The organism is Micromonospora globbae (assembly GCF_003610785.1).
Taxonomy (GTDB): domain Bacteria; phylum Actinomycetota; class Actinomycetes; order Mycobacteriales; family Micromonosporaceae; genus Micromonospora; species Micromonospora globbae.
Window position 1 is genome coordinate 58,206 of the sequence record NZ_RAQQ01000014.1, and the last position, 14,308, is coordinate 72,513.

The 14,308-nt window shown below is 73.7% G+C and carries 12 protein-coding genes; 6 read left to right on the forward strand and 6 right to left on the reverse strand.

Annotated elements, in window-relative coordinates; genetic code table 11:
* Positions 1 to 1,638, reverse strand: a complete 1,638-nt coding sequence (locus tag D7I43_RS19600; protein ID WP_120329992.1) for an AAA family ATPase — start codon at positions 1,636 to 1,638, stop codon at positions 1 to 3.
* 130 nt (positions 1,639 to 1,768) lie between these two features.
* Positions 1,769 to 3,892, reverse strand: coding sequence for a M6 family metallopeptidase (locus tag D7I43_RS19605; protein WP_120329993.1), 2,124 nt, complete (start codon positions 3,890 to 3,892; stop codon positions 1,769 to 1,771).
* A gap of 356 nt (positions 3,893 to 4,248) precedes the next feature.
* On the opposite strand from D7I43_RS19605, the gene D7I43_RS19610 reads away from it, so the two are divergent.
* From D7I43_RS19610 to D7I43_RS19620, 3 genes are read left to right on the forward strand one after another with little or no spacing between them, the layout of a single operon-like run.
* Positions 4,249 to 4,842: a hypothetical protein gene (locus D7I43_RS19610; RefSeq protein WP_147427264.1), complete on the forward strand. Its 594-nt coding sequence runs from the start codon at positions 4,249 to 4,251 to the stop codon at positions 4,840 to 4,842.
* Positions 4,843 to 4,855: 13 nt separating this feature from the next.
* The gene (locus D7I43_RS19615) at positions 4,856 to 6,880 is read left to right on the forward strand and encodes a sensor histidine kinase (RefSeq protein WP_120329995.1); all 2,025 of its coding nucleotides are present in this window, start codon (positions 4,856 to 4,858) and stop codon (positions 6,878 to 6,880) included.
* Positions 6,873 to 7,517 (forward strand): response regulator transcription factor, encoded by a 645-nt coding sequence (locus tag D7I43_RS19620; RefSeq protein WP_120329996.1) that lies wholly within the window; start codon positions 6,873 to 6,875, stop codon positions 7,515 to 7,517. The genes D7I43_RS19615 and D7I43_RS19620 overlap by 8 nt, the downstream gene beginning before the upstream one ends.
* Positions 7,518 to 7,526: 9 nt before the next feature.
* On the opposite strand, the gene D7I43_RS19625 is transcribed toward D7I43_RS19620, so the two are convergent.
* Positions 7,527 to 8,990, reverse strand: coding sequence for a serine hydrolase domain-containing protein (locus tag D7I43_RS19625; protein ID WP_158610117.1), 1,464 nt, complete (start codon positions 8,988 to 8,990; stop codon positions 7,527 to 7,529).
* Positions 8,991 to 9,031: 41 nt separating this feature from the next.
* The gene (locus D7I43_RS19630; RefSeq protein ID WP_120329998.1) at positions 9,032 to 9,553 is read right to left on the reverse strand and encodes an ArsR/SmtB family transcription factor; all 522 of its coding nucleotides are present in this window, start codon (positions 9,551 to 9,553) and stop codon (positions 9,032 to 9,034) included.
* A 107-nt stretch (positions 9,554 to 9,660) separates the two neighbouring features.
* On the opposite strand from D7I43_RS19630, the gene D7I43_RS19635 reads away from it, so the two are divergent.
* On the forward strand, positions 9,661 to 10,200 hold the full coding sequence (locus D7I43_RS19635; RefSeq protein ID WP_120329999.1) for a DUF1697 domain-containing protein: 540 nt from the start codon (positions 9,661 to 9,663) through the stop codon (positions 10,198 to 10,200).
* Between the two features lie 42 nt (positions 10,201 to 10,242).
* On the opposite strand, the gene D7I43_RS19640 is transcribed toward D7I43_RS19635, so the two are convergent.
* Complete coding sequence (locus D7I43_RS19640; RefSeq protein WP_120330000.1) at positions 10,243 to 11,226, reverse strand: MBL fold metallo-hydrolase; 984 nt, start codon at positions 11,224 to 11,226, stop codon at positions 10,243 to 10,245.
* Positions 11,227 to 11,383: 157 nt separating this feature from the next.
* Complete coding sequence (locus D7I43_RS19645) at positions 11,384 to 12,280, reverse strand: serine hydrolase (protein WP_120330001.1); 897 nt, start codon at positions 12,278 to 12,280, stop codon at positions 11,384 to 11,386.
* 48 nt (positions 12,281 to 12,328) lie between these two features.
* Between D7I43_RS19645 and D7I43_RS19650 the strand changes: the two genes are divergently transcribed.
* Together D7I43_RS19650 and D7I43_RS19655 are read left to right on the forward strand one after the other, a co-directional pair.
* Entirely contained in the window at positions 12,329 to 13,288 is a 960-nt protein-coding gene (locus tag D7I43_RS19650; RefSeq protein WP_120330002.1) for a LysR family transcriptional regulator, read from the forward strand.
* 150 nt (positions 13,289 to 13,438) lie between these two features.
* Entirely contained in the window at positions 13,439 to 14,290 is an 852-nt protein-coding gene (locus D7I43_RS19655; protein WP_240033049.1) for an aldo/keto reductase, read from the forward strand.
* Positions 14,291 to 14,308: the final 18 nt, after the last annotated feature.

Genomic DNA, 14,308 nt, shown 5'->3' on the forward strand with positions numbered 1-14,308 from the left:
CTAGAACTCGACCGCCCGTCCGCCGTGTCCCCGCTGCGGCGGGGCACCCGGCCGGCCGTCACCGGCGCCGGGGCGTCCACCCAGGTCCCAGTCCTCGGCGGCGGTCGCGGCGACGGCGCGGGTGTCTGCCCAGGACCGGATGCCGTCGATCCGCTCGGCCTGCGTGACGCTGAGCGGCACCATGGCGGCCAGCGCGCGGACCAGGTCGTCGCGGCGCAGGGGACGCCGTTCGGCGTACGCGTCGAAGAGCGCGGCGACGACCGCCTGCTCGATCTCCGCCCCCGAGTAGCCCTCGCTGAACGCGGCGAGCTCGGTGAGGAGCGCGTCGTCGACGGCCAGGTCACCGGCGACGGCCGGGTTGCGCAGCCGACGGGTGAGGTGGACCCGCCAGATGGAGGCGCGCTCGACGCGGGTCGGCAGGTCGACGAAGAAGATCTCGTCGAAGCGCCCCTTGCGCAGCAGTTCGGGGGGAAGCCTCTCGAAGTCGTTGGCGGTCGCGATGACGAACACCGGGCGGGTCTTCTCCTGCATCCAGGTCAGGAACGAGCCGAAGACCCGGGCGGAGGTGCCGGAGTCGCCGCTGCGGTCGGCGAACCCCTTCTCGATCTCGTCGACCCAGAGCACGCAGGGCGCGGTCGCCTCGGCGGTCCGGATCGCGGTACGCATGTTCTGCTCGCTGGACCCGACCAGCCCGGCGAAGACGCGGCCGACGTCCAGCCGCAGCAGGGGCAGGCCCCAGGCCGCGGAGACGGCCTTCGCGGTCAGCGACTTGCCGCAGCCGGGCACGCCGGTGATGAGCACTCCGCGGGGTGCGGGCAGCCCGTACGCGGCGGCCTCGGCGAGCCACGAGCCGTCACGCTTGGCCAGCCACCGTTTGAGGTTCTCCAGCCCGCCGACGTCGGCGAGGTCGACGGCGGCGTCGACGAACTCCAGCAGCCCGGACTTGCGGACCGTCTGGCGTTTCTCCTCGTGCACCACCGAGAGGTCGTGCGCGTCGAGCACGCCGTCGTTGACCATCGCGCGGGCGAAGGCGTTCTCCGCCTCGTGCATGGTCAGCCCGAGCGCGGCCTTGGCGAACCGCTCGCGGCCGAGGTCGTCCAGGGCCATGCGGATCCGGCCGCTGCCGGAGTTGGCGGCGATGATGGCGTCCAGCACCTGCCGGATCTCCGCCTCGGTGGGCAGCGGGAAGTCGACGATCGTGACGTCCTTCTCCAGCTCGGGCGGGATCTGCAGTACCGGGGAGACCAGCAGCAGGGTCCGCGGCACCGGGCCGGCCTTGAACGCCGCCGCCAGGTCACGCAGGCGACGGACCACGCCGGCGTTGCCGGGCCGGTCAGCGCCGCCGTGCGCCGGGTGCAGGTCCTTGAAGACGAGCAGGCTCGGCTCGTCGATCCGCAGGGCGGCGTCGAGCGCGTCCGCCGGCTCGGTGGTGCCCTTGCGGGCGGTCCCGTCGGGCTGCACCAGCCCGGTCGTCACCGACCAGGTCCAGACGGCCCGGGGCGTACGGACCAGCGTCGCGTCGCGGGCCACGGCGGACACCTCGGCGATGACCCGCTGCTCCTCGAACGACTCGATGTAGAGCACCGGGAAGCGCGCCTTGAGCAGTTGGGCCAGCGCGTCCCGGAACGCCACCGCCACGTCGATCCCCTCCCCCCACAGGCGCTCGAGCTGGGCAGACTCTAACAGTCGCCATGATCGAACAAGGGGCCCGCGAACGGCCGGCGGGCCCGCACCGTTCGTCGGTGCGGGCCCGCCGGATCGGGTCGTGCTACCGGCCGTTGCCGGTGTTCCGGACGCCGAACGTGTAGTCCGCGTCGAGGAACGTGAGGTCGCCGGTCGGCAGGTTGGAGATCAGGACGGCGAAGTCGTCCTGGTTGCCGTTGGCGCACTTCGTGTTCAGACCGCTGGCCGTGAACTGGTCACCGGTGAACCGGTAGACCCAGTTGCCGGCGCCGTCGGTCGTCTCCCCCGCCGAGGTGGTGCCCGGCGTGAGGTCGCAGTGCGCGACGACCTGGACGGTCCAGTTGTTGTCCTGGGCGCCGGTGGTGGTGAACCAGTCGCCGGCCGGCGAGGACAGCGTGGCGTCCGCGCCGTTGACCCGCACGTCGTCGACGAACCACCCCGTGTCGAGGTACGCGGCGTCGGTCGAGTAGCGGAACCGGACGTCGGTGGCGCCGGCCGGCAGGTCGGCGGTGAGGTGCACGTAGACCGGGTCGTCCACGAAGTACTCGCCGCCGGAGGTGCCGGTCAGGCCGTTGCCCTCCTCGTTGTTGCCGTGCGGGTTGTCGTCGGTGGTGACGACCTGCCCGGCGTCGTCGCGCAGCGGGACGGTCACCCACTGGCCGCCCACCAGGGCCTCGACGAAGCCGTAGTCCCAGCCCTCCTCGATGAAGTTCCAGCTCCAGAAGTCCAGCGAGGTGACCCGGCCGGAGGTGTCGACGTCGAGGACGTTGTCCGACTGGCTCTCGTAGCCGGCGTACCAGTGGGTCGTGCCGGTGTGCGGGGCGATCACCGTCTCGTCGTCGCCGTCGAAGGCGAGGGCGACGGTCGGGCCGGGGTTGCGGAACCGCTCGACCGACATGCCGAACGGCACGGCGGTGGTGTCGGGCCGGTTCTTCAGCCGGGCCCACTTGGCCTCCGGCGTGGCGCCCTGGTAGCTGCCGCGACCGCCCCAGTACACGTCGTCGGCGATGTCGATGGTCCAGGACGTGTCGGCCGGGTCGCCGAAGTTGAACGCCTTGATGTCGTAGACCGGCGAGTCCTCGTCGTCCAGGTAGACGGCCACCGACCAGTCCCGGAACAGCTGCTCGGCGCTGCGCAGGTTCGCGCCGGTCGTCGAGTTGAACCGGTTGATGGCGTTCTGCACGCCGACCATGCCGTCGGCCTGCTCCTCGAAGATCATCTTGATGAGCAGGTCGCCGCCGGCGGCGTCGTACTGCTTGTCCGGCGTGAAGGTCCCGTCACCGTTGCCGCCGGCCTGCTCCCACAGGTACTGGAAGTAGGTGAACGCCGCACCGTAGTTGGCCAGCGTGCCGCCCCAGCGGGTCAGCGACGTCTCCTCGTAGAAGACCTGCTGGTTCGACAGGTGCGAGCCGCCCGCGTCGAGGCCGTTGAGGAAGATCGCGAAGTCCGCGAGACCCTCGTCGACCCAGGAGAGCTCGCCCGGGTCGCTGTAGTTGTGCAGCAGGTGCTCCAACTCGTGGGCGACGGTGCCCTCGTACAGCTCGGGGCGGTCGTTGGCCGGGTCGTCGTCGCGCCACGGGGCGTCGTTCGGACCCACCCGGTTCGCCCAGTCGAGGGCGTCGACGACGATGACGTTCATGCCGTTGCTCTCGATGAAGTCGGGCGCGAAGTACCCGGCCGTGTACGAGGTGACGGCGCAGTCGTAGTACGCCTCGTCCTGGATGTTGTAGAGGACCATCACGAGGGAGTCGCTGGCCGGCTCGTCCGGGTCGGCCGCGTCCATCAGGCCGAAGTGTTCCTCGTCCACGGCCACGATCTGGTTGGCGAGCTTGTCGCCGACGTAGTCGATCTGCGCCTGGGTGAGGGTGAACTGCGCCGCCGTGGCGGTGGCGCAGGGGGTGAACTCGTCGCCCGGGTTGTGGTCGAACTGCGGGTCGAGGCTGGCGACACCGGCGGGCACCGAGCCGTCCAGTGGCGTGCCGACCGGCACGTAGATGTAGACCGGGGTGCCGTCGGGGGTGGTGTTGGCGTACACCCGGGTGAAGTCCTGGTTGTACGTCCCACCCGCCGCGCTGTCGTTGATGGGCAGCGTGATGGTCGGCTCGCCGGGAAGGTTCTCGTGGTCGTTCGCCTGTGCCGGGGTCGAGACCGTGAAGGCGAGCGCCGTCACGCCCGCCGCCACGGCCGCGAACCGGCTCGGTCGTCTCATTCGCACGCGGCTGTGCCTCCTGCCGAGTGAGGCTGGGTTGCAACACCCAACCATTGATCCAACAACTTGGATGTAACGTTTCCGGCCCCGGTGACGCTGCACCGAAACCGCCCCTGAGCTGGGGTTTCGCTCCACAGCAGACCACTTCGGACGATGAGTTGCGAAGGACCGTCAGGTCACAGGTGCATCACGAAGAGATGGTGGTCGAGGCGCCGGACGGAGGAGGGCCGGGTCGGCGTACCGGTCACCTCCGGCCACGCCCGGCCGAACTTCCCGGCCCCGCCGGGAGGCTGCTCCCGTGCCTCCCGGGAAGCCCGGGCGACAGCCTTGCCGCAGATCGCTCGGAGGGAGACACGATGCGTACGGTGGTTCATCGCCTGGCACGGGTGCCGTTGGGAACGGTCGGCCTGGTGATCGTCGTGTGCGCGGCCATGGCGGCCGTGCACGTGCTGCTGGTCCGGCACGTCCACGAGACCGGCGGGGAGGAGTGGCCCCAGTGGGTGGCCCGGTTGACCATCGAGTCGTACTGGGGGCTGCTGCCGTTGGCGTTCCTGGCGCTGTGGGCGCGCGTGCGGGAACGGGCCGGGCTGCCCGGCCGGGTCGGTGCGGCGCTGATGGCGCTCGGCCCCGTCGCCGCGCTGCTCATCACGGTCGCCGCCATCGTCTGGGGCGGCATCCTGGGCCGCGGCGACCTTCCCGAGTCGGTGATGTCGTTGGAGCTGCTCTTCTACGGCATGATGCTCGGCGTGCTGGTGACCGGTGCGGCGTTCCTGCGTCTCGCCGGACACCGCCTGTGGGGCGTGATGCTGATCGCCGGCCTGCTCGCGGACTTCGTGATGCCGCTGGCGCTGTCCGCGGTGTACGTGGTCTTCGGTCTCGTGCTGGTGGCCGACGCCGTCCGCACGGCCCGCCGCGGAGGCACCACGCCGGCCGCCGAGCCCGCGCACTGAACGGAGGGCGCCGATGAGTGGGGCCACGGTGACGAGCGGCGTCGGGGGCGAGAGGGGGCACCCGCCGGCCGCCGCCGTCACCGTGGCCGCCGCCGCGGGCGCCGTCGTCCTCGGTGCGCTGCTGTGGGCGTCGGCCGGCCGGGGGATGAACTGGACCCTGGCCGGCAACATCTGCCACAGCCTGCTGCTGGCCACGTCGGGCTGGTGGTTGGGGCGCAGCCGCGCCGGGCGGGCGGTGGGCTGGTTGCTGCTCGGATCCGGCACCGCCGGCGCGGTCGACGTGCTGGCCGCCGGCTGGACGGCCGCGGGCGTCGCCGCCGGCTGGCCCGGGTCGCAGGTGACGGCCTGGGTCCAGCTCTGGCTGTGGGCGTTGTTCGTCGTCCCGCTGTTCACCGTGCTGCCCGCGGTCTTCCCGGACGGGCGGCCACCGGCGGCCAGGCTGCGGTGGGTGCCCTGGCTGGGTGCCGCGGCCACCGCCGTGACGGCACTCGACGGCGCGCTGGGCCCCGGTCCGCTGCCGGTCGCCGGGGATCCGCCGCCGGCCAACCCGCTCGCGGTCGGGTTCGCGCCCGTCCTCTCCGCCGCGTCGGCGCTCACCGTCGGCGCCGCCGTCCTGGCGGCCGTCGCGAGCCTGGCGCTGCGGTGGCGGCGCGCCGACCCGACCCAGCGGCAGCAGATGAAGTTCCTCTGGTACGCCGTCGCCGTCGTCCTGGGCATCGAACTGGCCGGCGGGCTGATGCCCTACCAGGTGGCCCAGACGGGCTACTTCCTCATCCCGGTGCTGCTGGTCGGTGCCATCGTCCTGTCCGTACGCCGCTACCGGCTCTACGACATCGACCCGTTCATCCGGCGGACGGCGGTCCTCGCCGCGCTCACCACGCTCATCTTCGCGGTCTACCTCGGCATCGTCTCGCTGCTGGGAACCGCGGTCGGACCCGCCCCCGGGCTCGCGCTCATCGCGTCGGCGGTCGTCGCGGCGGTCGCCGAGCCGGTGCGCAGGCGGCTGCAAAGGGCGGCCACCCGATGGCTGTTCGGCCACCGCGACGAGCCCCTGGAGGCCCTGGCGGCGCTGCGCGGCCAGCTCACCGCCGTGGCCGACCCGTCGGAGCTGCCCGCCACGACCGCCACGGCCGTGGCGCGTGCCCTGCGCGCCCCGTACGTCTCGGTCCGGCTGCTCTCCGACGGCGCGCACACCGAGGTGGCGCGGGTCGGCGTGCCGGTCGGGGAACCCTCGGTCGAGGTGCCGCTGGAGTGGCGCAACGAGCTGGTGGGAACCCTTGTCGTCGGTCCCCGCGCGCCGGGCGAGCAGTACTCCCGCGCCGACCTCGCGCTGCTCGCCGAACTGGCGCACAGCATCGGCTCCGCCCTGCACGCCGTACGCCTCGCCGCCGAGCTGCGGACGGCCCAGGAACGGGCGGTGCACGCCCGGGCGGACGAGCGCCAGCGCCTCCGGCACGACCTGCACGACGGTCTCGGGCCGCTGCTGTCCGGCATCGGGCTGGCGCTCGACGGCGTCCGCCGCGGCGCCGGTGACGACGGGCCGCTCGCCGCCGACCTGGACCTCATCTCCCGCCAGGTGCGCTCGGCCGCCACGGCCGTGCGGCGGATCATCGACGCGCTGCAGCCGGCGGCGGTGGCCGACCTCGGGCTCGTCGGTGCCGTGAGCGACCACCTCGACCGGTGCGCCGCGCTGCCCGGCGCGCCGCGGATCGCGCATCGACACGACGGTGTGGCGGACGCGGCGCTGCCGCCCGCGGTCGCCGAGGCGGCCTACCTCGTGGTGCTCGAAGCGGTGGCGAACGTGCTCCGGCACGCGGGCGCGCGCACCTGTACGGTGAGCCTCACCGGCGGGCCGCGACTCACCGTCCAGGTCGACGACGACGGTGGCGGGATCGGCGAGCGGTACGTGGCCGGAGTGGGGACGGGATCCATGCGGCGGCGGGTCCGGGAACTGGGTGGCCAGTTCGAGCTGGGGCCGCGGCCGGGCGGAGGAACGAGGGTGCGCGCGGTGTTCCCGACCGGGGTGCCGGATGAGTGACCTGCGTGTCGTCATCGCCGACGACCACCACGTGTTCCGGATGGGCCTGCGCCGCCTGCTCGACAGCGTGCCGGGGGTCACGGTGGTCGCCGAGGCCGCCGACGCGCCCGGCGTCGTGGCCGCGGTGCTCGACCACGATCCGGACGTCGCCGTCATCGACCTGCACATGCCGGGTGGGGGCGGCCTGGAGGCCACCGACGAGTTGCGCCGGCGGGGCGCCCGGGCGCGGGTGCTCGTGCTCACGATGCACTCCGACCACGCCATGGTCCGGCAGGCGATCCGCAGTGGCGCCCGCGGCTACCTCCTCAAGGACGCCGAACCGGACGAGATCATCCGGGCCGTCCGCGCGGTCCACGCCGACCAGGCGATCTTCGACTCGGCCGTGGCCGACCGGATGCTCGCCGCGATCTCCGAGGCGGGCGCCTCGAACCCGTTCCCGCAGCTCACCGAGCGGGAGTACGACGTCCTGGCACGGATGGCCGCCGGCCAGTCCAACCAGGCCATCGCCGCCCGGCTGGGCATCAGCGTGAAGACGGTGCAGAACCACGTGTCGAACGTGCTGCTCAAGCTCGGCGTCGCCGACCGGGCGCAGGCGGTGGCGCGGGCGCGTGACGCGGGCGTGCGCCGGCCGGGCTGAGGGACCCCCTCAGGCGAGGACGGCGACCAGCAGCGGCACGGCGACGAGCGCCGACCCGGCGAGGGAGGCCAGCCGCTTCCGCGGTGGCGCGCCGTCCACCGTCGGCAGGGCCCGCCACCGGTACGCGGCCACGACCAGCCCGGCGGCCGACAACCCGACACCGAGCGGCCAGAGCCAGCCGGGCACCAGCGACCAGTTGCCCAGGCGGTGGCCGAGGCCGAGGTAGAGCAGCGCCCAGGCGGCGGCGGGCGCGAGGCTGAGCCGGTCGGGCACCCGCCGTACCGTCCGCAGCAGGCTCACGCCGCCGAGGAACGAGAAGCCGAGGGCCAGGGCCACGCCGACCCAGCCGGCGAGCGGGACTCCCTCGTCCTCGACGGCGTCGCCGTCGACGCCGAGCAGGCGCAGTCCGACGGGGTCGACGTCGCGCTCGGTGTTGCCGAGCACCACCACCCCCCGGCCGGCGGCGGGCTCCCACCCCACGTACGCCCGGAAGCCACCGGTGCCGCCGTTGTGCCAGACGATCTCGCGGTCGCCGTGGCGGGTGGTGAACCACCCGTAGCCCACCCGGTCGCGGTCGTCCTCCGTGAAGCGCGCCGTGGCGGCGTCGGCACCGGGGGCGGTGCCGGCCAGCAGCCCGGCGACCAGCCGGGCCAGGTCCTCGGCGGTCGACCAGACGCCGATGCCGGCCGGGGCGTACCCGCCGCCCACCCAGGGATCGGCGGGCCGGCCGCCGAGCTTCGTCCCGACGGCACGGCCCGGCGGCAGCAGCGCCGGCTCGGTGGCGACCACCGTCCGCGTCATGCCCAGGGGACGCAGCAGCTCGCGGTCGAGCAGTTCCGGGTACGTGGTGCCGGCCTGCGCGGCCAGGGCCTGACCGAGCAGCGCCACCCCGACGTTCGAGTAGTGGACGCTCCCGCGGCCGTCGCCGGGGCGTTCGTCGCTCGCGGCGTCGACGACCCACTCGGCGTCCCACCCGCCGTAGGGGTTGCCGGCCGTGAGGTTCGTCCAGGCGGTGCGGACCAGGTCGATCGGGCCGAGGGCCAGCCGGGGCAGGCCGGAACGGTGACTGGCCAGCTCGGCGAGGGTGACCTCGCGCGTGGGCCCGTCGACCTTCGGCAGCGCGTCGGACAGCGGGGCATCGGGCCGGACGGCGCCGCCCGCCGCGCGGTGGGCCAGCAGCATCCCGGTCATCCCCTTGGTGACCGAGCCGATCTCGAACGGCGTGCCGGGCTCGACGGGCCTGCCCGGGGCGCGCTCGCCGATCCCGGCCGTACGGACGCGGCCCTCATCGACCAGGGCGACCGCGAGGCCGCGGTACCCCCGGTCGCCGCCCACCGCGGCGCGGACGGTGGCGGCCAGTTCGGCGTCGCCGGTGTGCCGGGGGTCGAGCCGGGGGCCGCCCGGCGCCACGGCGAAGGCGACCACGGTGGCGACGAGTCCGACGACGATCGTGAGTGCGGTCGGCGTGCGCATGATGGTCCTTCCGTCTCGGGCGGCCGCGGTGGCGGTGCGGGTCAGCGGCGGGCCGCGGTGAGGATGGCCAGCAGCGGGACGACGCGCTCGCCCGGGACGACGTACCGCCCCCGGCCGGCGCTGCGCAGCCATCCGGCGGCGGTGAGCTGGCGCAGGTGGTGGTGGAGCTGGCCGCTGGTGCCCAGCCCTTCGATCTCCGCCAGTTCGGCCGTGCCGTGGCGGCCGCCGAGGATCTCGCGCAGCAACCGGAGCCGGACGGGATGGGCCAGCGCCGTCAGGCTGGCGGCCAGCTCCGTCCAGTCGGTGTCGAGGACGGCGTCGACGGTGAGCCCGTACTGCCAGTCGTAGTGCTGGTCGGCGAGGCGGACCGCCCCGGTGTAGAGCACGGCGCCCGGCCCGTCCTCCGGCAGGCGCTGCTTGAGCCCGTCGAGCGCCCAGAACACGCCGCCGGGCGGCTCGGCGGCTCCCTGTTCGTCGGCGGCGGGCGGGCCGGCCGCCAGCCGCTCCGCGAGGGCCGCCACCTGTGCCTCCAGCGCCGCCAGCCGCTGCTCCACGTCCGCCATGCGTCGATACTACGAAGTTACGTAATAGCGTGCAAGCAACGGCGGAGGGCGCTCGCCTACGCTGTGCGTGCCGCCGCCGGGCGGCGCCGACGACCGAGGAGGCCGCCATGGACCGCTACGTCGCCCTGCTGCGCGGGGTCAACGTCGGCAGCACCCGCATCGCCATGGCCGACCTGCGCCGGCTGGTCGCCGCGCTCGGCCACGAGGACGTCCGGACGTACGTGCAGAGCGGCAACGTCGTCTTCGCCAGCGACGCGGGCGACGCCGATCACCTGGCGGCCGGCATCGAGCGGGCCATCGCCGACGAGTTGGGGCTGACCGTGCCGGTGCTGGTGCGCAGCGCCCGGGAGCTGGCCGCGGTCACGGCCGGCAACCCGTACGCCGACCGGGAGAGCGACCCCACCCGGCTGCTCGTCGTGTTCCTGGGCAGCACGCCGGACCGGTCCGCGGTGGCGTCGCTCGGCGTGCCCCGCGGCGAGAACATGTCGTTCACCGTGTCCGGACGGGAGGTCTACCTGCACTTCCCCGACGGCGGCTACGGCCGGTCGAAGTTCACCAACACCTACGTGGAGAAGGCGCTCGGCGTGGTGGCCACCACGCGGAACTGGAAGTCGGTGCGGACCCTGGCCGAGATGGCGGCCGCCTGACCCCCACCGGAAGCCCGGCGGGGATCAGGCGGGCGTCCGGGATCAGAAGTGGTACGCCGTGTGGTACTCGGGCACGACCACCCGGCTGCGGGGTGACGACGCGCGCACGGCGGCGATCAACTGGTCGAGGCGCTTGCGGTCGTCGTCCGCGACGGTGGGCGGGTTGCGCAACTCGGTCTCGAAGTTGTCGAAGTGCACGGGCACCACGACCTTCGGGTAGTCCAGCGCCGCCATGAGCCGGGGCACGTAGTCGGCCGTGACCGTGGTGCTGTTCAGCGCCACCATGGCCACGTCCGGCGCGATCCCGGTCAGGTTGCGCGCCACGAAGTCGCTGGCGCCCATGAAGAACACGGACGGGCCGCCGGCGACCCGGAGCACGTAGTTGAGCGTGTCGCCCTCGGGCAGGTCGGCGATCGTGGCCGGCTTCGGCGGCGGGCTCACCCGCACACCGGGGAACGCCACGGAGTACGACGGGTTGCGGCTGTGCAGCGAGGCGACCACCTCGACGGTGTAGTCGCCGAAGTCGAGCACCTCCCCGCCCTTGACCGCGCTGAGCTGCCCGGACGGCACCCGGTACGCGAGCCCGAGGTGGTATGCGGTCAGCGTGCCGAACACCCGCGCCCCCGTACGGCCGGCGATGTACGGCACGTCCATGAAGTGGTCCCAGTGGGTGTGCGTCACCAGCACCGTCTCGGCCCGGTCGACGTACCGGTCGACGACCCCGGTGTCGACCTCCAGCGACTTGGCCGTGTCGAACGCGCCACGGAACAGGCCGGTGTCGATGCGGCTGAGGAACGGGTCGACGAGGACCGTCCGGTTCCCGATGTCGACACGCCAACCGGCGGTCCCCCACCAGCGGAAGCTGGCCCGGCCGGCGCGACGGGTGGTCGCACGCGCCGGCCCGGCCGCCGGGACGGCCTGCGCCGGGGTGCCGAGCGCGGTGGAGGCGAGGCCGCCGGCGGCGACCACCCCTGCCGTGGTGGTGGCGGCGTCGCGGAGGAACCGGCGGCGGTCGAGAGTGGACATGCGCATCTGCTCCCTGTCGTACTGGACGATCGGTCGCCGCGAAGCCAACCAGCGCCAGCGGCGCCACGTCCAAGATCGAACAGCGGAACCCTCGATATGCTCCCGGATATCGGTGCTGCTCAGGCGGGCCGCCACGGGCACGCCGGGCCGCGGAAATTCATCCGCCGCGCAGCGCCTCGACGGCCGTCCGGGCCGCCTCGCCCATGGCCAGGTCGACGTCGATGCGCCGGGTGGCGAGCTGCTCGGTGCGGGCGAAGACGGCGATGGCGTACCGGCCGCCGTCGGGGTACTCGGCCACCCCCGCCTCCAGGTGCAGACCGGGCAGGGTGCCCGTCTTGCCGGCCACCCGGACGCCGGGCGGGAAGCCGGCGGCCAGGCGGGTCCAGAAGAGCTGCCGGGACATCCACTCGCGGACCATGGCGCACGCCTGCGCCGGGCCGGCCTCGTCGCGCCAGATCAGGGCGAGCAGCCGGGTGATGTCCCGGGCCGTGCCGGAGGTGGTCCGCTGCGGGTCGAACACCCGCATGGCGCGGACCTGGTCGGCGGTCAGGGTCGGGAAGATCCGGGCGAAGTCCGCCTCCGTCCGCGCCCCGACGTCGGCGAGCATCATCTCGACGAGCTGCCGGGGCCCGCCCACGATCCGCGTACGGGCGAGGCCCAGCTCGGCGGCGAGCATCGGCAGCACGTCCGCGCCGACCCGGCGCAGCAGCAGGTCGGCGGCCGTGTTGTCACTCACCGACATGGCGAAGTACGCGAGGTCGCGCAGCGACACCTCGGCGTCGTCGGCGCAGCCCGCCAGCCCCCAGCCGCCAAGGCGGTCGTCGGCCGTCACCAGGACCCGCTCGGCGGGGTCGAGCTGCCCCTCGACGACCTGCCGCGCGAACTCCAGCACCAGCAGGATCTTGAATATGGAGGCGATCACCACCTGCTCGTCGGCCCGCACGGCGACCGCCCGGCCTTCGTCCGCCCCGTCCGCGTCGATGTCCACCACGTGCAGGTTGGCGGTCACGCCCACCCGGCCGAAGATGCCGTCGATCGCCCTCGTCACTGCCACCCGGGCACGGTATCCGCCCGCTCCCGGCGCTGGCGTAGGGTCCGGCCCGTGGACCTGCTCCGGCACCTGCGGCACTTCGTGGTGGTCGCCCGCGAGCTGCACTTCGGGCGGGCGGCCGAGCTGCTCGGCATGGCGCAGCCCCCGCTGAGCCAGTCCATCCAGCGGCTGGAACGGGAGTTGGCGGTCGAGCTCTTCGACCGGTCCCGCCGGCAGGTGCGCCTCACGACCGCCGGTGAACTCCTGCTCGGCGAGGCCGAGGAGCTGCTGGCCGGTGAGGGGCGGCTGCGCAACCTCATGCACCAGGTGCGGGCGGGTGCGCTGGGCGTCCTGCGGGCGGGGGTGCCGCCGGAGACACCGGCCGTGACGCTGCGGGCGCTGCTCGACCGACTCGGCGACCGGGCGCCCGGGCTCGACGTCGAGCTGCACGAGCTGACCAGCGCCGAGCAGGTCCGGATGCTCACCGAGCGCCGGCTCGACGTGGGACTCGTGCACCACCCCGTCGAGGCGGACGGCCTGCGCTTCGGCACCCCGGTCGACGTACCCCTGGGTGTCCTGCTGCCGCGGACCTCGCCGCTGGCCCGCGCCCGCGAGGTGGAGCTGGCGGCGCTCGACGGTCTGGACCTGGTGACCGCCCCGCGGGCCACCGCACCCGGCTGGCACGACCACCTGCTGGACGTGTGCCGGCGGCACGGCTTCCGCCCGGGGCGGGTGCGGCCGGCGCGCAACCCGGAGTTCCTCTTCGGGCTGGTGCTGGCCGGCGGCGGGGTGGCCGTCGAGCCGGCCGCGACGGCCCGGCGCGAGCCCCGGATCGCCTGGCGGCCCGTCGCCGGCGCCGCCCTCGGGAAGCGCACCTCGGCGGCCTGGCCCGCGCACTCGGCGCATCCGGCCGCCGCCATGTTCGCCCAGCTCGCCGCGGACGTGCTGGCGGACGCGGAGCCGGCCCGGCCCGGGCCGGCTCCGGACCCGGCCCGCCGGCCGTGGCCGGTGCTGTTCGACGCCGCCGGCTGAGCGCCGGACCGGCCGGTGGTCGAGATCACGTTCGGGCCACCGGGTGAAGCGGCGGCCTGGCCGGGTATGGCAATGAATTGGCAGGTCCGGGTCCTCCGGCGCGTCGAGGCGCCACCTCCCGGACGCCCGACGACGCGCGAAGGAGCCGCAGTGGCGAACACGATTCCCACCATCAGCCTGAACGACGGCAACACGATCCCCCAGCTCGGCTTCGGGGTCTTCCAGATCGCGCCGAAGGACACCGCGCGGGCGGTCGGGAAGGCGCTGGAGGTCGGTTACCGGCACATCGACACCGCGGAGATGTACGGCAACGAGGCCGAGGTCGGCGAGGCGATCCGCGCCTCGGGGATCGACCGCGGCGAGGTCTTCGTGACCAGCAAGCTGAGCAACGCGGCCCACCGGCCGGACGACGCCCGCCGGGCGTTCGACGCGACCCTCTCCGCCCTCGGCATGGACTACATCGACCTGTTCCTGATCCACTGGCCGCTGCCGACGCTCTACGACGGCGACTTCGTGTCGACCTGGAAGGTGCTGGAGGAGTTCCAGCGCGACGGGCGTGCCCGCTCTATCGGTGTGTCGAACTTCCAGGTGCCGCACCTGGAGCGGCTCGCCGCCGAGGCGGAGATCGTGCCGGCGGTGAACCAGATCGAGGTGCACCCGTACTTCGGCAACGAGGAGGTGCGGGAGTACGGCCGTAAGCACAACATCCTCACCGAGGCGTGGTCGCCGATCGCCCAGGGCAACGTGCTGGGTGACCCGACGGTCACCGACATCGCGGAGCAGACCGGCCGGACGCCCGCCCAGGTCGTGCTCCGCTGGCACGTGCAGCGCGGCGACATCATCTTCCCGAAGTCGACGACCCCGTCCCGGATCGAGGAGAACTTCCAGATCTTCGACTTCGAGCTGGACGACGCCGCCATGGAGCGGATCACGTCGCTGGACCGGGGCGAGGCCGGTCGGCAGGGCGCCCACCCGGACACCTTCGACTACGTGCCGGCGTAACGCTTTCGCCAGCGGAGA